The sequence below is a fragment of the Sphingomonas endophytica genome (assembly GCF_001476895.1).
Taxonomy (GTDB): Bacteria; Pseudomonadota; Alphaproteobacteria; order Sphingomonadales; family Sphingomonadaceae; genus Sphingomonas; species Sphingomonas endophytica_A.
In genome coordinates this window covers 1-16871 of the sequence record NZ_LDTB01000011.1, presented here as the reverse complement: position 1 = coordinate 16871, position 16871 = coordinate 1, and the positions used below count along the sequence as shown (strand labels likewise).

The 16871-nt window shown below is 65.4% G+C and carries 18 protein-coding genes and 1 tRNA gene; 15 read left to right on the top strand and 4 right to left on the bottom strand.

Annotation, left to right across the window (positions count from 1 at the left end; translation table 11 throughout):
* Positions 1-72 precede the first annotated feature (72 nt).
* The 13 genes from NS334_RS05260 to NS334_RS19400 all read left to right on the top strand — a co-directional run bounded on the left by NS334_RS05260 (position 73) and on the right by NS334_RS19400 (position 12078).
* The gene (locus NS334_RS05260; RefSeq protein ID WP_342585533.1) at positions 73-1113 is read left to right on the top strand and encodes a LacI family DNA-binding transcriptional regulator; all 1041 of its coding nucleotides are present in this window, start codon (positions 73-75) and stop codon (positions 1111-1113) included.
* 43 nt (positions 1114-1156) lie between these two features.
* Positions 1157-1903, top strand: a complete 747-nt coding sequence (locus NS334_RS05255; protein WP_058754974.1) for a GDSL-type esterase/lipase family protein — start codon at positions 1157-1159, stop codon at positions 1901-1903.
* On the top strand, positions 1900-3363 hold the full coding sequence (locus tag NS334_RS05250; protein ID WP_058754924.1) for a carboxylesterase/lipase family protein: 1464 nt from the start codon (positions 1900-1902) through the stop codon (positions 3361-3363). The genes NS334_RS05255 and NS334_RS05250 overlap by 4 nt, the downstream gene beginning before the upstream one ends.
* An 88-nt stretch (positions 3364-3451) precedes the next feature.
* Positions 3452-4231, top strand: coding sequence for an SDR family oxidoreductase (locus NS334_RS05245; protein ID WP_058754923.1), 780 nt, complete (start codon positions 3452-3454; stop codon positions 4229-4231).
* Positions 4232-4741: 510 nt separating this feature from the next.
* Complete coding sequence (locus NS334_RS05240) at positions 4742-5989, top strand: tyrosine-type recombinase/integrase (RefSeq protein ID WP_058754922.1); 1248 nt, start codon at positions 4742-4744, stop codon at positions 5987-5989.
* A gap of 101 nt (positions 5990-6090) precedes the next feature.
* Positions 6091-6555, top strand: a complete 465-nt coding sequence (locus NS334_RS05235; RefSeq protein ID WP_153002602.1) for a hypothetical protein — start codon at positions 6091-6093, stop codon at positions 6553-6555.
* Positions 6556-6871: 316 nt separating this feature from the next.
* Entirely contained in the window at positions 6872-7438 is a 567-nt protein-coding gene (locus NS334_RS18115) for a hypothetical protein (protein WP_153002601.1), read from the top strand.
* 10 nt (positions 7439-7448) lie between these two features.
* Complete coding sequence (locus NS334_RS19405; RefSeq protein WP_083500264.1) at positions 7449-7682, top strand: helix-turn-helix domain-containing protein; 234 nt, start codon at positions 7449-7451, stop codon at positions 7680-7682.
* Between the two features lie 184 nt (positions 7683-7866).
* The gene (locus tag NS334_RS17600) at positions 7867-8067 is read left to right on the top strand and encodes a hypothetical protein (protein ID WP_083500263.1); all 201 of its coding nucleotides are present in this window, start codon (positions 7867-7869) and stop codon (positions 8065-8067) included.
* Positions 8060-8371 carry a hypothetical protein gene (locus tag NS334_RS05230; protein WP_058754973.1) on the top strand — a complete coding sequence of 104 codons (312 nt, stop codon included), beginning with the start codon at positions 8060-8062 and terminating at the stop codon, positions 8369-8371. Before NS334_RS17600 ends, NS334_RS05230 begins: the two co-directional genes overlap by 8 nt.
* Entirely contained in the window at positions 8368-9318 is a 951-nt protein-coding gene (locus NS334_RS05225; protein WP_153002599.1) for a toprim domain-containing protein, read from the top strand. Before NS334_RS05230 ends, NS334_RS05225 begins: the two co-directional genes overlap by 4 nt.
* The gene (locus NS334_RS05220) at positions 9311-10597 is read left to right on the top strand and encodes an AAA family ATPase (RefSeq protein WP_058754919.1); all 1287 of its coding nucleotides are present in this window, start codon (positions 9311-9313) and stop codon (positions 10595-10597) included. Before NS334_RS05225 ends, NS334_RS05220 begins: the two co-directional genes overlap by 8 nt.
* A gap of 905 nt (positions 10598-11502) precedes the next feature.
* The gene (locus tag NS334_RS19400) at positions 11503-12078 is read left to right on the top strand and encodes an HGGxSTG domain-containing protein (RefSeq protein ID WP_428835038.1); all 576 of its coding nucleotides are present in this window, start codon (positions 11503-11505) and stop codon (positions 12076-12078) included.
* Here NS334_RS19400 and NS334_RS05210 read toward each other — a convergent pair.
* Positions 12075-12596 (bottom strand): hypothetical protein, encoded by a 522-nt coding sequence (locus NS334_RS05210; protein ID WP_058754917.1) that lies wholly within the window; start codon positions 12594-12596, stop codon positions 12075-12077. The two genes, NS334_RS19400 and NS334_RS05210, sit on opposite strands and share 4 nt — an antisense overlap.
* 431 nt (positions 12597-13027) lie before the next feature.
* Positions 13028-13117: transfer RNA gene (locus NS334_RS05205), tRNA-Ser, on the bottom strand.
* Between the two features lie 196 nt (positions 13118-13313).
* Between NS334_RS05205 and NS334_RS05200 the strand changes: the two genes are divergently transcribed.
* Positions 13314-14030 carry a DUF1134 domain-containing protein gene (locus NS334_RS05200; protein ID WP_241491814.1) on the top strand — a complete coding sequence of 239 codons (717 nt, stop codon included), beginning with the start codon at positions 13314-13316 and terminating at the stop codon, positions 14028-14030.
* A 26-nt stretch (positions 14031-14056) separates the two neighbouring features.
* Here NS334_RS05200 and NS334_RS05195 read toward each other — a convergent pair whose 3' ends face one another.
* Positions 14057-15388: a dihydroorotase gene (locus NS334_RS05195; protein ID WP_058754915.1), complete on the bottom strand. Its 1332-nt coding sequence runs from the start codon at positions 15386-15388 to the stop codon at positions 14057-14059.
* A gap of 53 nt (positions 15389-15441) precedes the next feature.
* Here NS334_RS05195 and NS334_RS05190 point away from each other — a divergent pair, with 53 nt between their 5' ends.
* Entirely contained in the window at positions 15442-16200 is a 759-nt protein-coding gene (locus NS334_RS05190) for a YgfZ/GcvT domain-containing protein (protein WP_058754914.1), read from the top strand.
* A 283-nt stretch (positions 16201-16483) separates the two neighbouring features.
* On the opposite strand, the gene NS334_RS05185 is transcribed toward NS334_RS05190, so the two are convergent.
* On the bottom strand, positions 16484-16871 hold a 388-nt coding region (locus NS334_RS05185), incomplete at its 5' end, for an OmpA family protein (RefSeq protein WP_153002598.1).

The following is a 16871-nucleotide window of genomic DNA, read 5'->3' as shown; positions in this document are numbered from 1 at the left end:
AAGCGCACCAGCGGCAGTCGACGGTGCCATGACGGGATGAGCGTGCCCCAGCCGAGAGGACGTCGCCGCGGGGTGACGATCATCGATGTCGCCAGACAGGCCGGCGTGTCGCCGATGACGGTGTCGCGCGTCATCAACGGCGACCCGGGCGTCCGCGACGAAACCCGCGAGACCGTCAACGCGACGATCCGCGCGCTCAACTATACGCCGAACCTGTCCGCGCGCAGCCTCGTCACCGCGCGCGAACTGCGGATCGGCGTGATCTACGCCAATCCGAGCGCCGCGTTCATGAGCGGTTTCCTGGCGGGCGTGTTCGAGGAGGCGTCGGCACGCGCGGCGCAGCTGATCCTTTTGAAGGGAAAGAACGGCGGGGTGCCCACCCATGCCGAGATCGAGCAGCTGATCGGCTCCGGGATCGGCGGCGTGATCCTGACGCCGCCGCTGGGCGAATCGGCGGAGGTGCGACAGATCCTCCGTGCCGCCGGGCTGCCGATGGCGGTGGTGGCCGGTCGGGTGCCGGACGCGATCTCGGTCGGGATCGACGATCAGCGCGCCGCACACGACATGACCCGGCACCTGATCGCGCTCGGCCATCGCCGGCTCGGCTTCATCGTCGGCAATCCCAACCAGAGCGCCAGCATCGCGCGACTGGCGGGCTTTACCGCCGCCGCGCAGGCGGCGGGCGCGGAAATCCGCGTCGCGCAGGGCGACTTCAGCTATACATCGGGCCTCGTCGCCGGAGAGCAGTTGCTGGACGCCGCGGTGCCGCCCACCGCGATCCTGGCCAGCAACGACGACATGGCCGCCGCCGTCGTCTCGGTCGCGCATCGACGGAACCTGAACGTACCGGGCGACCTGAGCGTCGCGGGGATCGACGACAGCACCGCTGCCACGACCCTCTGGCCGCCGCTCACCACGATCCGGCAACCCCTTCAGGAACTGGCGGGCGAAGCGCTGCGGCTTCTGATCGATGACATGCGGGCCGCCCCGGGCAAGGGAGGGCAGTGCATCGCGCGCGTGCTGGACCACGCACTCGTCACGCGCGAGTCCGCGGCGCCGCCCCGGGCGTGCGCGACGTCGCCGGACGCCGCGCGCGCGGTCGATCGACAGTGAATCCCTATCCCTTCGCCGTGTCGCGGCGGACAATCGGAGCATGATGGTGATGAAGTCCCTGCTCATGTCGATGCTGATCCCGTTGTCGGCGGCGGCCATCGCCCAGACCCGGCCCCCGACCGGTCAGACGCCGCGAGAGGATGCGGCGGAGGAGCGGCTGCGCACGGATTTCGCCTGGCTCGGCCGCTATCAGGAGGCCAACGCGCGGATTACCGGACCGGTGCGCGTCGTGTTCATGGGCGATTCGATCACGCAGGGCTGGTTCGACATGATGCCCGGTTTCTTCACGCCGGGCCGCCATGGTCGCGGGATCAGCGGGCAGACGACACCGCAGATGCTGCTGCGGTTCCGGCAGGACGTCATCGACCTTCACCCGCAGGTCGTCCAGATCATGGCCGGCACGAACGACATCGCCGGCAACACCGGCCCGATGACCCTCGAACAGACCGAAGCGAACCTGATGTCGATGACCGAGCTGGCGCGGGCGCACGGCATCCGCGTCATCCTGGCCTCGATCCCGCCGGCCGACCGCTTTCCCTGGCGACCGGGGATCGAACCCGCTGCCCGGATCGCGGCGCTCAATGCCTGGATGAAGGATTATGCGGCGCGCACCGGTGCGACCTATGCCGACTATTGGAACGTGCTGCACGACGGGCAGGCATTGCGGGCGGCATGGACCAGCGACGGCGTCCATCCGAACAGGGCCGGCTATGCGGCAATGGCCCCGGTAGCGGAGGCGGCGATCCGCATCGCGATGGCGACGCCGGCGCCGCGGGCCAGCGCGCGATGAGCACGCTCCTGGCGATCGCGCTCGCCGCTCAGCCGGCCGCTCCGGTCGTCCGCACCGACGACGGTCCCGTGCGCGGCGTGGCGATGGGTGCCGGCGCCGTCTTTCGCGGCATCCCCTATGCCGCGCCGCCGGTCGGCGCACTGCGCTGGCGCGCGCCGCGGCGCCCGCACCCGTGGACCACACCGCGTGCCACGATCGCCCGGCACGCCACCTGCCCGCAGGTCAGCTTCGGCTGGAATCGCGCCGACGCCGATGCCAGCGACGAGGACTGTCTGTTTCTCGACGTGCGCACCCCGGACCTGCGCCCCGGCGCCAGACTGCCGGTGTTGTTCTGGATCCACGGCGGCAGCAATCGCGCCGGCAGTGGTGCCGGCCCCGTCGAGTCGCCGATCGCGGAAAGGGGGCTGGTCGTCGTCAGCATCCAGTACCGGCTCGGCTCGCTCGGCTTCCTGTCGCACCCCAGGCTCAGCCGTGAGCAGGGCGGGCACAGCGGCAATTATGGCCTGATGGACCAGCAGGCGGCGCTCCGATGGGTGAAGCGCAACATCGCCGCCTTCGGGGGCGACCCGGCGCGCGTGACCATCGCGGGCGAATCGGCCGGGGCGATGGACGTGGGCCTGCACATGCTGCTCCCCGGCTCGCGCGCGCTGTTCGCGCAGGCGATCGCGGAAAGCGGCACCGCCGGTTTCGGCACCGCGCCCCGCGACCTCGCCTCCAACGAGCGGCTCGGTACGCTGATCGCGGGCCGCGCCGGGTTGCGCGCCACCGCCACCGCGGCGCAGCTGCGCGGACTGTCGTGGCGACAGGTGCTGGCGGCGGACAAGGACACGGACGTTCCCGGGCTCGACGACGACGACTTCATCTGGCTTCAGGCGGTGGTCGATGGTCGTGTGCTCACCGACACACCGGCGCGCCTGCTGGCCGGCGGTCACGTGACGCGCGTGCCGCTGCTGATCGGGATGAACGCGACGGAACTGCCGCTGCACGGCGCGGCGGTTGCAACGGTGCGACGTGCCTTCGGCGCCGACGCCGACGAGGCGCTGCGACTCTACGGCTTGCAACCGGGCGGCACGCCGACCTCCGATCCCCGGCTAGCCGATGTGACGCTTCAGCTGGCCAATGACCTCACCTTTCGCTGCCCGGTCATCACGGTATCGAACGCGCTTTCCGCGATCGGCGGAACGGTATGGCAGTATCAGTTCGATTATGCCCCGCCCGGCGGCGCGGTACGCCATGCCAGCGAGCTCCGCTATATCTTCGAGGCACCGCAGCCGGGCGCGCCGCCACTACAGGCCTATTGGGCGCATTTCGTGCAAACCGGTACGCCGAACCATCCGGGGCTGGTGCGATGGCCGGCATACGACCGCACGGCGCGCGCCTATATGGCGTTCGACCAGAGCGGCCCGGTCGCGAAGACGGGGCTCCGCCGGGCGATCTGCGACCTGCGCCGCGCGCCGTGACGGACGGCGGCGACGGGCGGGATCGTGAACGTTTCACCCCGGCGATCGTTGAGACGCGACGGCTGGTCCCGATGCGGAGCCTCCACCGATGAAGACGAGCGGCAACACCATCCTGATGACCGGCGGCGGCAGCGGTATCGGCGAGGCGCTGGCGCATCGCTTCCATGATCGCGGCGACACCGTCATCCTCGCCGGGCGGCGGGAAGAGGCGTTGCGCCGGGCGGCGGTGGGGCGTGATCGCCTCCACACCATGGTTCTCGACGTCGCGGACGCCGCGTCGGTCGATGCGTTCGCCCGACGCGTGATTGCCGATTTTCCGGCGCTGAACGTCGTGTTCAATAACGCCGGCATCATGAAGTTCGAGGATCTGACGAGCCATCGCGACCTGACCGATGCAGAGGCGACGCTGGCGATCAACGTTCTCGGACCGATCCGCCTGACGAATGCGCTTGTCGACCATCTAAAAGGTCAGCCGAACGCCGCGATCGTGATGGTCACTTCGGGTTTGGCCTATGTGCCGCTGGTGGCCGCACCCACCTATTCGGCGAGCAAGGCCGCGATTCATTCCTACACGGTGTCGCTGCGAACCCAGTTGCAGGGGCAGGTCGAGGTGCTGGAGCTGGTACCGCCGGGTGTACGCACCGGCCTGACCCCCGGGCAGGCCGACCGGCCGGGCTATATGCCGATCGATGCATTCGCCGATGCGGTCGCGGTGCAGCTCGGCCAGGATCCGACGCCTTCGGAAATCCTGGTGGATGAGGTGCAGTTCCTGCGTCAGGCTGAACGCGAAGGCCGCTTCGACGAGACGTTGAAGACGCTTACCGAGAGGGCCGCCCGACAACGGGAGGCAGGTGACGGGCGGGCCTGAGCGATTCGCGCGGCCGTTCGTCGCCGGCCGCGGTGAACCGTTGCGATCGTGGGCACGTCGCGTTCTGTAAAGGCGTCAGGCTCTCCTCACGGGCGGTATCCGTACATGAGGACGGGTTCGCCGCGCCGGCGACATTCCACCATCTCGCGCACATTTCCGCGCGACCCCTCAACAGAAGCAACACGCCGCCGACCGGACGCGAGCTTATACTCGCAACCGTTCTCACGTGTCCTCGCCGGCAGCACGCCTAAGGCATTTTCGGACGCGCATAGGAAGCGTCGGTGGCGGAGACGGAGTCCGCCTAACTATCGTCCAGCTGCATCCGGATACCTCCACGATAACGGCTAAAATAGGCGGATTTGGTGGGGACTTCCCGTCCGCTTGTCCGAATGCGTCCCGTTGCGTTCCCATAAAACCGCGCTATTATCGGGGAACAGTTTTGGGAACGCGGTGCCGCGACGCCATTGGGGCGATCTAGGGGCAGGTTCGGTTCCCTGACAGGGAGCCATAATGCCCAAGAAGCTCAGCAACGTTCTCACGCCCTTGGCGGTGAAGAATGCAAAGCCCGGTCGCCATGCCGATGGTGGCGGGTTGCATTTGCTGGTGAAGGAAAGCGGTGCCCGGTCATGGGTCTATCGCTTCATGCTCAACGGCAAGTCGCGGGACATTGGACTTGGCCCGGCTGGACCGGACGGCATTTCCCTGTCGCAAGCCCGCGATGCGCGCGACGCGCTGCGCCTCAAGGTCAAGGCGGGGGTTGATCCCCTTGAGGAACGCCAGCGGGAGGCCGCTGAGGCCCTTGCTGCCGCTCAGGCTGCACAAGTCGCCGGAATGACGTTCAAGGCGGTGGCGGAAACCTACATCGGCGCGAATGAGGGAAGCTGGCGCAATGACAAGCATCGCCAGCAATGGAAGAACACGCTGGCCACCTATGTCTATCCGGTGATCGGGGAGTTGCCCGTTGCCGAGGTCGGGACTGCCCACGTCCTGAAAATTCTTGAGCCGATCTGGAAGGCCAAGGCCGAGACTGCCAGCCGCGTGCGGGGACGCATGGAAACGATCCTCGATGCCGCCAAGGCGCGTGGATACCGGGAGGGCGAAAACCCGGCCCGGTGGCGGGGCCATATCGCGCAAATCCTGCCTGCCCGCTCCCGGCTCACGCGCGGCCACCACAAAGCCATGCCCTATGAAGCGATCCCGGCATTCGTCGGCGCGCTGCAAAAGCGGGAGGCCGTCGCGGCGCTGGCGCTGGAATTTACAATCCTGACCGCTGCCCGCACCGGGGAAGTGATCGGCGCGAAGTGGGATGAGGTCGATTTGGACAAGGCAATCTGGACCATCCCGGCCAGCCGCATGAAGGCGGGCAAGGAGCATCGCGTGCCCCTGTCGCCGCGCGCGGTGGAGATTTTGAAGTCCACGCAAGGGCTGCGCAAGGAATGGCTTTTCCCGGCAACCAAGGGCGGAAAAATGTCCGGCATGGCCATGACAATGCTGCTGCGCCGAATGAAAGTTGACGTGACCGTGCACGGCTTCCGTTCGGGCTTCCGCGACTGGTCTGCTGAATGCACCGGCTATGCCCATGAGGTCGCGGAAATGGCCTTGGCGCACACCATCGAGAACAAGGTGGAGCGGGCCTATCGGCGCGGCGACCTGTTCGACAAGCGGCGGCGGCTCATGGACGATTGGGCTACCTATTGCGCCACGATCCCGGCGACTGGTGCCAACGTGACGCCCATCCGTAAGGCTGAGGCCGGATAGAGTTTCACCGGGCATTCGGCCCGATGGAAGCGGGCCAGCCGGGGAAGGTAGTAGCTCCCCCGCTGGCCCTAACCACAACCCGACTGCAAGGAGTCGAGAATATGGCTAGCAACCCCATAGGCCGAGAGGCCCAGCCCGTCACCCTGCCGGGCGCGATACCGCCCATGCCAGCCGTGGCGCGTATCCTGTCGCGGTATGATCGCGGCAAGCTGGCGGTATTTGTCACGGTGGCAATTGACTTGCTCGACGTGCTGGACGGTGATCCCGACCGGGAGGGCGAATGCAGCGAGGATGAAGTTTCGCGCTGCACTGACTTGGGCCGTCCGGTGCCCAGCGATGAGCCAGGATGCGACATTGCCGACGCCGGGGAGAATGCTTGGATTGAGTGGCACACCATGCGCGGGAGCCAGAAGCGCGGCCCAAATATCACGCAAGCGCATGAGGATGCCGAGGACGACGATCCAGCCGGGCAATATGATGAGGATTGCTGGACAGGCCCGGCGATGCGCGACCGTGGCGCGGGTTGTCCGATCAGCGATCCGGGCGAATATGAGGATGGATATTGAGCGGCTGGGGATAGCTCCCGCTGCCCCCTGATAAAATGAATATCCGGCCACTATTTAATTTGGCGGGGATAGGACGGCCATCCGACAAGCACGCTTCCCACGTGCTTCCCCTCCTACTTTTGGGAACCGCTTGGGAGGCGGCATGGGTCAGAAGCCACCATATCGGATGCCAACCGAGGCTGAACATGCCGAGGCATCGCGACAAGCTCGGCAAGATGGATATGCTCGCCAGCGTCCGGCTGGTGGCCGTGTTGCAGCATTGGACAGATTGCACGCTCAGCTAACAGACGATGCTCAGCTATACGAGAGCGATAAGTTGCAGGACCAACGTGATGCAGTCGCACATGCATTGCTTGCGGTCGCAGATTTTTTGAAAGCGCAGGGGTTCGCCAACGCGACACTTGCACCATTGATGCGGCCCATTGCCGCATTGGCGGAACGTGAGAACAATTCACTCGATCTGATGTTTGCTCAGCGGGCAAGGGGCGGGAGGCCCAAGGCCACACTTGCCGACCACGAGCGCACCGGGATTCTCGCTGCACTGGCTGAGGGCTGGCTTCGCACTCATCCCGGCGATGATATGACGCAATCCGACAAACTCTCGGCGGCTGCGCGCAAGATGAAAGGCCGATGGTTTGGAACTGTCACACGGGCACAACTTGAAACCGCGCGAGAGCTAGTCAGCCAAGAGGCGAAAGATCATCCGGCAGCAAGCCACGCAACAATGGTCTATGGATGGTTTGTCAGAACGGCGGAAATGTTTGGCGCTGACAACGCATTCCCGATCATGGTCCGATTTTTCAACGATCAAAAAATGCCGTTCGGCGCGGGTGAAGGTGGAATCTTGAAAACCCCCCGTGTTTCTCCGACCGAGGATAGCTGACCCCCGTCCCATGAAGTCCGGCGCATACCCGCGCGGGCCAAATGGGACCGAAACCATGCAGTCCATCAAGCACGATCCCCCGAAGATCGGTTACAGCATTCGGGAAGCCTGCCGGGCGTCCAGCCTAGGTAGGACCACGCTCTACAATCACATTTCCGCTGGTCGCCTTCGCGCTGTTCGCGTCGGTGGCAGGACGATCATTCCAGCCGAGGCGCTGCACGCGCTCATCGCGGGGGAGGCTTGAGCCATGCCCCGGAAAAGCAAAACCCCGGCTGGCACCGGGGCTTCGCGGGATAGCTTTGCAGGCCTGTCGCTCCCTCTCTCTACCCCTCTCGCCATTCAGGCGCAATTCCTGATCGCAGCGCACCACGTCAGGCCCGAACTGGCCGCGATGGTCGCCGCGCTCGCATTCGGGGGAGGTGCCTATCATGGCTGATACCTTCCCCAGCTTCCCCGCTGCGGCACGCGCCTTGCTGGCCGTCGAATCCCTGTCCGAAAAGGAAGGGCAATTCTGCGGTGGCCTTGCCTTCCGCACTGCCCCGCTCAGCGACAAGCAGGCAAACTGGCTGCGCATCCTACTTTCCCGGCATGGCCTTCCCGCACTGGCTGAGGGAGGCGAGCATGTCTGATCGCTATCCCGAAATTCCCGGCGCGAAAGGCCCGGACGGCACCAGCCAGGACGCTGCCGAGGCCATCAAGCCATGCGTTTCCTACCTTCGCCGCGTCGCCATGCGCTCGCTGGATCGGCTGGGCGAGGCGACGGTGCTTGAAGCCGTCGCCTTTGCCGAGGTCGCCCGCGAAAGCCTGCAGCCGCGATTCTCCGAACTGCGGGCCATGGGCCTTGTGGAACCGACCGGCGCGCGTCGCCGCAATCCTTCCGGCAAGGGCGCGGCGGTGTTGCGCCTTACCGATAAAGGGAGGGCTGCATTGTGACCGATCCTGTTTCGGATTTTCTCGATGCCATGGGGGCGGCTGGTATCCGCCCCGTGGAACCGATTGCCGACAAGCTCGCTGCCGGTGATCCTGTGCGCTTTCGCGCCGATGGCGACAAGCCCGGACGGCGCAACGGCTGGGCATGGCTGCACCTTGATGGCGTGCCCGCTGGCGTGTTTCGGCACTACCGGCTGGGCGTGCGGACAATATGGCGTGCGGGGAGCGATCCCCGTTCGCTGTCACCAGCCGAGAGGCGCGCGATCATGGTTCAGGCCCGTGAAAGCGAGGCCCGGCGCAAGGCGGAGACCGAGGCCAAGCAGGAAGCGGCGGCTTGCGCTGCCTGCGATCTGTGGCGCGGTGCAGGCAAGGCCGATCCGGCGCATTGCTATCTGGCCCGCAAGGGCCTGCCCGCGTTCGGTATCCGGCAGAGTGGCGACGCGCTGCTTGTCCCGATGGTCGATCCCAGCTTTCGCCTGTGGAACGTCCAGCGCATCTATCCCGATGGCCGAAAGCTGTTCCTGTCCGGCGGGCGCACCGAAGGCCTGTTCTGGTCGCACGGCGCGTTCATGCAGGATGGCAGGCCATCGGCTGGGCCGCTGGTGATCGGGGAAGGCTTCGCCACCATGGCAGCGGTCCACCGTGCGGCCGGGCACGGTGTGGTCGCGGCCATGTCGGCGCGCAACCTCGAAACCGTCGCCCGCGCCATGCGCAAGCTGTTCCCCAGCCGGACGCTGATCGTCGCGGCGGACGATGACCGTCACCTATCGGAGAATATCGGGATGGAAGTCGCTCAGAGGGCCGCTGAGTCCATCGGAGCGCTTTTGGCCACTCCGCTGCCCCTTGGGCCGGAAACGCGCTCAGCGGACTCAGGAACCGATTTTGCGGACATTGCGCCTGCCGAAGTCGCGGCCCGGATCGCTCACGCCGGGAGTGTTGGCCATGCGTAACGCGACCGCTCCCATCGATTTTGCCGATATGGACCCGGACGACGTGGCCAGCCGCATTGCTGGTGCCACGCATACCGGCACGGCCATTCGCGCCACGCCCTATCGCTGGCCCGATCCCCGTTCGCTACCAACCCGGCAATGGCTGCTTGGCCATTGGCTGCTGAGGGGCGAGGTTACGGCGATCATTGCGCCCGGCGGCACCGGCAAGAGCACGATTGGCACCGCGCTGGCGCTGTCGCTCGCATCCGGGCAACCGCTGCTTGGCAAGCCGCTCCCGCGCGGCCCGCAATCGGCATGGATCTACAACCTTGAGGATTCGCAGGACGAGCTGGACCGGCAAGTGTCCGCTGCCTGCCTGTTCCACGGCATAGTGCCGGACGACTGCCGAAACCGGCTTTGCGTCGATAGCGGGCTGGTGCAGCCGCTCTGCACGGCAACCGAGGATCGCGACGGCTTCGCCATAGCCGAGGGCGTGTTTGCTCAGGTCGCGGCGACGGTGCGGGAACGGGCAATCTCGGTCGTGATCGTGGACCCGTTCGTTTCCAGCCATACCGTGCGGGAAAGCAGTAATGAGGCAATCGACGCCATCGCCAAGCGGTGGAAGCGGCTTGCTCAGGAAACCGGCTGCGCGGTCGTGCTGGTGCATCATACCAAGAAGCTGGGTGGGCGTGAGGTGACGGCAGAGGATGGGCGTGGCGCAGTCGCCTTGCGCGATGCTGCCCGCGTCGTGCTGCCCCTCAATGCCATGAGCCAGGCCGAGGCTGAGGAACTTGGCATTACCGATCCCGCGTTGCGCCGCTCGCTGGTGCGCGTCGATACCGGCAAGGCCAATCGCGCTCCCCCGGACGCGGCGACGTGGATCAAGCTGGAAAGCCAGTGCCTCAATAACGGCGATGGCAGCGAGCCTGCCGATTATGTCGGCGTCGCCTGCCTTTGGGAAAAGCCGGACGTGTTCCACGGGCTGAGCACGTGGCACCTCTACCAAGTGCAATTGCGTGTTGCGGCTGGGCAGTGGCGGGACAGTGCGCAGGCCAAGGATTGGGTCGGCCATGTAGTTGCTCAGGTCGCGGGGCTTTCAGTCGATAGGGACAAGGCCCGTATCAAGGCGATCCTCAAGACGTGGAAGCGCAACGGTGCGCTCAAGGTCGAAAACCTGCCTGACAAAAACGGCGATGAACGCCCGTTCGTTGTTGTCGGTAATTCCGTGGACTCTAGAGAAATACGCGGGCATTTCGGAAGTATACCACTTTCGCAACTAGACCCTAACAACCTCAGCTGACGTTACCAAGATGACCACAATAGCGCCAACCAGCCAACCCCATCGATTAAAGCGAGTTGCTACCAAGTTACCAGTGGTTGATAGGATAATGCCGTTGGTAACGGCTATCGCCAGCCACAAACCGACGAGGACAAGAAACCCGACCCACCAATGGAAAACTGATCCTGCCCAGAAAGCAACAAGTGCCAAAGCTGCTTTATGGAAATAGTGATCATGGCGAACGCGACTTGCATAGGCTTCGAAGTCTCTATCAGTCATACTGACACCCCTCTATTCGGACCCAATGTGGCCGGTTTTCAACCTGTCGATCTCGCAACGCGAAAGACCGTTAAATCAAGATACGATCTTCCGCACCTTGAAAAGTGCGATGCGGAAAGTGCGGAATGTGCGGCTTGCAACCCGTGCTGAACCCGTCCGCACCTTCCGCACTTCCCTTATAGGGAGTGCAGGTGGTGCGGGTGCGGGTGAGTGGAGGTTTCGGGCCTAAATCAAAGGTGCGGATATGACGGCGAAGAATACCAAAACCAAACCGGCGCGGCAGAGCAAGGCGACCGGATCGAAAGACCCGACCAAGGGCAATACGATTGAGATTGCAGTGCCAGAATCGGGCACGGCGGAGGAAGCCAAAGACACGCTGGCGAAAAGCATCCCCGGCTGGGATGAGATGAGCAAGGAACAGCAAACCGAACTGGCGGAGATTGCCGTTGCGCAGCGAAAGCAACGCCAGCCGGTCAAGGTGACACTCACGCGCAAGCCGGAAGGTGGAATGTCCATCGGCATCGCCGGGAAATGTGAGGCGCACGGCTTGCTCAAGCTGCAAAAGACGTTCGCGGCGGTTTCGATGGACCCGGTGAACGCCCGCGCCAATGAACTGCTGAAATACCTTGGCTCGGTCGGCGCGGACAATGCGGATCGCTACAACGCTGCGCTGTCGTTCATCGAAAGCATGGCCCCGCGCGATCAGGCGGAGGCGCTGTTGCTGGTGCAAATGTATGTCACGCATGACGCGGCAATCCGGGCGCTCAGCCAGCTTGGGTCGGCGGAATGGGTGCCGACTGCGCAGATGTTTGGCAACCTCGCCACAAAGCTGCTGCGCACCTCTCAGGGGCAAATGGAAACGCTGGCCCGGATGCGTCGCGGCGGGGAACAAGTCGTGCGCCATGTCCATGTCGATAATCGCGGCGGGCAGGCCGTCATTGCCGAGAACGTCCACACCGGGGGGAAGGGAAATGGAAAAATTGACGATCAATCCCATGCAACCGGAACGGCTGGCATCGGCCCCGCGCTGCTTGGCGCGGACCCGTTCGGGAGCGGAGTGTCAATCCCCAGCCGTCAAGGGGCGGAAGCGGTGCCGTATGCACGGGGGCACGAATCCGGGTGCGCCTGAGGGGAATAGCAACGCCCGAAAACACGGCGGGCGATCAGCCAGAGCGATGGCGGCGGCTCGATACCTGAGGGGGATTGCGCGGCTGGTGCGCTAATCCAGAGGTTTCGTAAGTTCAAAGCTGTAAATCGGGAATGCCGTCTTTCCGTCTTTCCCGGTCACTCGCTTGTAGCCCAACGTGACGAGCTGTTCTGGATCACGGCGAACCTCCTCCAATGCGTGGCGTGCTAGCTGGTAGGGCAGCCCTATGAAGCATTCGCAGCCGCCCCGATCATACGTTCTGATGCCGCCGATCCGCGATGATTGGAACCATTCGGGCATTGCGCCAATCTTCACACCAGTCCGCTTTCCAAACTCCGGTGGAGCGCTCGCTTTCTGATCGTCGGCGGGGATGATAGAGCCATACAGAGCAAAGGTTCGGCCCACGTCCCAATCGTCAATGAATGCAATTTTGAACTCATCTTCAAGGATCGTTTCAATCCGGAAGGTGACGTAATCGTCGGGAAGCTCGAAGGTGTAGTCCCTATGCTTCTTTGGCTTTGGAAGCCGGTCTAGGACCATTCCACCATAGACCGCGATCAATGCCGCCAACGCGACGAACTGCCAGCTACTCATGCCAATATCTCCCGACAACTGCGGTCGGGGGCCATCCTCGCGCATTTATATGGGAAAGCACAATTCCCGAAAGTGACCCGCAAGGGATTTGCCGCAAACCCTCATTAAACGGCCCTCTTGGTCGAATCCAAGTCGCAAGTCATTTTTGACTGAGAAGCTGCCACCGCTCGAAACCCGCACAAACCAGCCATTTCCGGCCGCGATTTGTCGCGTTCGGTGTGTAGTCGTTTCCAGCTTCCATGGCGGGCACCGGCAAGGCCTCCCGAATGACATGACAGACGATTGTCCCGCCCCTGTTGAGAAATGTTGAGGTGTGCGCCGATTGAGCGAATCCAGCCGTTGGCGTTCGCCTCAAGTGCCGGACCTATCGGGGAGCGGTTATGGGAACAGGCGTGCGATCTTGAAAAAATATCAATAAAATCAATGGATGTTGGCGGAGACGGAGGGATTCGAACCCTCGGTACGGTTTCCCGTACGACGCTTTAGCAAAGCGTTGGTTTCAGCCACTCACCCACGTCTCCGGGTCCGGCGTGAGGCGCGGCTATAGCGGGGGTCGCGTGCGGGATCAACTGGCAACGCGACGTTCCGTGCGACGCGTCCACGACTCGGATCGTCGCCCCGTTCATTGCCGTGACAGCCTCGACACCGCTATACCGTGCCGACGCGGTTGAAGGGGCGAAAACGATGCGGACGGCACGGCACGGCATATGGGCAATCATGCTGGCAGCGGCGATCGTGTCGGGACCGCTGGGCGCCGCTGCACAAGTGCGCACGATCGATCCCAATGCCGGGATCGATGCGGACGTCGCCCCGGGGCCGTCCGTCCGCACGCCGACGGCACCGGCACCGGCACGCCCCCAGGAGCCGGCTGCCCCCGCCCCGCAGGCCGATCCGCTGCCGCCGCCCGCGACCGGCGCGGAAACGCGCGCCGACGCGACGACCACCGCCGCCGCCACCTACAAGCGTGACGACCTGATCGCCGCGGGCGAAGGCGTGTTCGGCAAGGGGGCGGAGGGCTTCGGCCAGTTGATCGAAAAGATCCTGAAGGATCAGGGCGAGCCCAACGCCTATATCGCCGGGCGCGAAGCGTCGGGCGCCTTCATTCTGGGCGTTCGCTACGGATCGGGGATCATGACCCACAAGGTGGAGGGACAGCGGCCGGTCTACTGGACCGGGCCGTCGGTCGGCTTCGACGTCGGCGGCGATGCGAACAAGGTCTTCGTGCTCGTCTACAACCTGTACGACACGCACGAGCTGTTCAAGCGTTTCCCCGGTGCGGAGGGTCGCCTGTATTTCGTCGGCGGATTCGCGGCGACCTATCTGCGCAAGGGCAATGTCGTGCTGATCCCGGTGCGGCTGGGGGTCGGCTGGCGCGCCGGCGTCAACGTGGGCTACATGAAGTTCAGCGAAACGTCGAAATGGTCGCCGTTCTAAGCGGCGACCACCCGCTCACCCCCTGATCACTGGCCGGGGAAACCGGTCGATTCAAAGCGGATCGGCGCGCCGCGCGGCGCATCGCCGAGCGTATCCTCCCACATCGCGACATGCCCGCGCACGATCGTCCCGATCGGCTTGCCGGTCAGCTCCATGCCGGTGAACGGCGACCAGCCCGCCCGCGAGCGCAGCCAGCGGTCCTCGATCGTCCAGCGCTTCTTCAGGTCGACGATCGTGAAGTCGGCGTCATAGCCCGCCGCGATCCGGCCCTTGCCGGTCAGCCCGAAAATCCGCTGCGCGCCCGCGCTGGTCAGCTCGATGACGCGCTGTAGTGTCAGCCGTCCGTTGGCGGCATGGTCCAGCAGCAGCGGCAGCAGCGTCTGCACCCCCGGCATCCCGCTCGGGCTGGCCGGATAGGGCTTGGCCTTCTCCTCCAGCGTATGCGGCGCATGATCGGAACCGATGACGTCGGGTACGCCCTGATTCAGCCAGTACCACAGCCCGTCGCGATGCGCGCCCGACCGGATCGGCGGGTTCATCTGCGCCAGCGTGCCGATGCGCGGATAGGCGTCCTCGCCCGCCAGCGTCAGGTGTTGCGGCGTGACCTCGCACGTGGCGATGTCCTTGTTCCGGCCCAGCAGTTCCAGCTCGGCGGGCGTGGTGACGTGGAGCACATGGATGCGCCGCCGCGCCGCGCGCGCCAGCCGCAGGATGCGCGTCGTCGCCAGCAGGGCGCTCTCGTCGTCGCGCCACACCGGATGCGAGGACGGATCGCCCGCGACGCGCTCGCCCTCGCGCGCGTTCATCCGGTCCTCGTCCTCGGCATGGATCGCGACGCGGCGCTGCCCGCTGGCCAGCACCTCGGCCAGCCGCGCGTCCTCGCTGACCAGCAGGTCGCCGGTCGACGCGCCCATGAAGATCTTGACGCCCGCCGTGCCCGGCAGCCGCTCCAGCTCGGCGAGGTCGCGCGCATTGTGGTTGGTCGCGCCGACGTAGAACGCATGATCGCACCACATCCGCCCGTCGGCGCGCGCCAGCTTGTCGGCGATCGCCTCGGCCGAATCGGTGTTCGGCTTGGTGTTCGGCATCTCGAAGACGGCGACTACGCCGCCCATCACTGCCGCTTCGCTGCCAGTCGCCAAGTCTTCCTTGTGGACGAGGCCCGGCTCGCGGAAATGCACTTGTGTGTCGATGACGCCCGGCAGGATGTCCAGCCCGGTGCAATCGATCGTCCGCCCGGCATCGCCGCGCGCGCCGATCGCCACGATCCGGCCATCGGTGACGCCGATGTCGGCCGCGACCGGGCCACCGGGAGTGTGCACGGTGCCGCCGGTGAGCAGGAGGTCGTAGGTCGCCATATCAGCCCTTTCTGGCTCTTTCGTCGCGTCGGCGTCCTCCCTACCTTGGCGGCATGGACGATACCACCCCGGCGACGATGCTGGCCGACCGCGCGCTGCTGCGGCTCTCCGGCGATGATGTGCGCGGCTTCCTGCAAGGGCTGCTGACCAATGACGTCGGTGGTGCCCTGCCGGTCTGGGCGGCCCTGCTGACGCCGCAGGGCAAGGCGCTGTTCGACATGATCGTCTGGGCCGACGGGGATGACGTGCTGCTCGACGTCGAGCGCGAGCAGGCCGGGGCGATCGCGCGGCGGCTGACCATGTACCGGCTGCGGCGGGCGATCACGATCGCGCCCGAGGATGCGCTGGCGGTACACTGGTCCCCCGATCTGCGGCGCGGGGCACCCGACCCGCGTCTGACCGACCTCGGCGCCCGCTGGCTTGCCGCGCCGGGCCCGACGACCGCGGAATGGCGCGCCCACCGGCTGTCGCTGGGCGTGGCCGAGGGTGTCGCCGAGCTCGGATCCGGCGAAACGCTGTGGCTGGAGGCGAACGCGCGCGAACTGCACGGGGTCAGCTTCACCAAGGGCTGCTACGTCGGGCAGGAGAATACCGCGCGGATGCATCATCGCGACAAGGTGAGGCGCCGCCTGGTCGTCGCCCCGATCGATGCGAGCGACGCGCGGAGCCGCACCGTGCATGAGGATCTGGCGGTGATGGTGACGCCGCGCCGCGTCGACGCGCTCGGCGACGCGCTGGTGCCGGGCTGGCTGGCAGCGGCGCTGGCCCCCGAAGAGGCGACCGCGTCGGTGGAGCCGCTCTCGCGCCCCTGATCGTGCCCGGATAGGTGGCTCGCCACGCTCACCCCGTTCGGGCGCGGCGGGGTTTCGACCTGCGTTCTTGCCTGTCCCATCGCGACCGAAGGCGTCGCCCCGTTCGGATCAGCAAGACCGGCCAGCGCGGCGGCGCGCTTCGTAGTGGCAGAGTACCGGCGGCCGTGCACGTCCAGGTCGCGATTAAACAATGCCGGATCACACCGCGACACCGGGCGCAGCGCATAAAAAAAGGAGGCCGGCTTTCGCCGACCTCCCTCTTTCGTCACCGAAGTGATCGACCTTACTGGCCCGAACCCGGACCGTAGGTGATCTCCACGCGACGGTTCTGCACTTCGCGCACACCATCGGCGGTTTCGACGCGCAGGCGGGTCTCGCCGAACGCTTCGGTCGTCATCACGCCATCGGGGATACCCTTCGACGCGAGATAGGCCTTCACCGAGTCCGCACGGCGCTGCGACAGGCCGAGGTTGTACTTCGGCGTGCCCGACGTGTCGGTGTAACCAGCCAGCATGACCTGCGCGTTGTTGCAGCTCTGGTACTGGGTCACCGCATTGTCGAGGATCGACGCTGCTTCCGGGGTAACGTCCGACTTGTTCCACTCGAAGAACACGATGAACGGACCCGGCGAGCACACCACTTCCGGCGGCGGAGGCGGCGGAGGCGGGGGC

Coding starts and splice junctions, on each gene's coding strand:
- NS334_RS05255 (WP_058754974.1), top strand. CDS start 1,157: ATGGTGATGAAGTCCCTGCTCATGTCGATGCTGATCCCGTTGTCGGCG.
- NS334_RS05250 (WP_058754924.1), top strand. CDS start 1,900: ATGAGCACGCTCCTGGCGATCGCGCTCGCCGCTCAGCCGGCCGCTCCG.
- NS334_RS05245 (WP_058754923.1), top strand. CDS start 3,452: ATGAAGACGAGCGGCAACACCATCCTGATGACCGGCGGCGGCAGCGGT.
- NS334_RS05240 (WP_058754922.1), top strand. CDS start 4,742: ATGCCCAAGAAGCTCAGCAACGTTCTCACGCCCTTGGCGGTGAAGAAT.
- NS334_RS05235 (WP_153002602.1), top strand. CDS start 6,091: ATGGCTAGCAACCCCATAGGCCGAGAGGCCCAGCCCGTCACCCTGCCG.
- NS334_RS19405 (WP_083500264.1), top strand. CDS start 7,449: ATGAAGTCCGGCGCATACCCGCGCGGGCCAAATGGGACCGAAACCATG.
- NS334_RS17600 (WP_083500263.1), top strand. CDS start 7,867: ATGGCTGATACCTTCCCCAGCTTCCCCGCTGCGGCACGCGCCTTGCTG.
- NS334_RS05230 (WP_058754973.1), top strand. CDS start 8,060: ATGTCTGATCGCTATCCCGAAATTCCCGGCGCGAAAGGCCCGGACGGC.
- NS334_RS05220 (WP_058754919.1), top strand. CDS start 9,311: ATGCGTAACGCGACCGCTCCCATCGATTTTGCCGATATGGACCCGGAC.
- NS334_RS19400 (WP_428835038.1), top strand. CDS start 11,503: ATGCGGATCGCTACAACGCTGCGCTGTCGTTCATCGAAAGCATGGCCC.
- NS334_RS05210 (WP_058754917.1), bottom strand. CDS start 12,596: ATGAGTAGCTGGCAGTTCGTCGCGTTGGCGGCATTGATCGCGGTCTAT.
- NS334_RS05200 (WP_241491814.1), top strand. CDS start 13,314: ATGCTGGCAGCGGCGATCGTGTCGGGACCGCTGGGCGCCGCTGCACAA.
- NS334_RS05195 (WP_058754915.1), bottom strand. CDS start 15,388: ATGGCGACCTACGACCTCCTGCTCACCGGCGGCACCGTGCACACTCCC.
- NS334_RS05190 (WP_058754914.1), top strand. CDS start 15,442: ATGGACGATACCACCCCGGCGACGATGCTGGCCGACCGCGCGCTGCTG.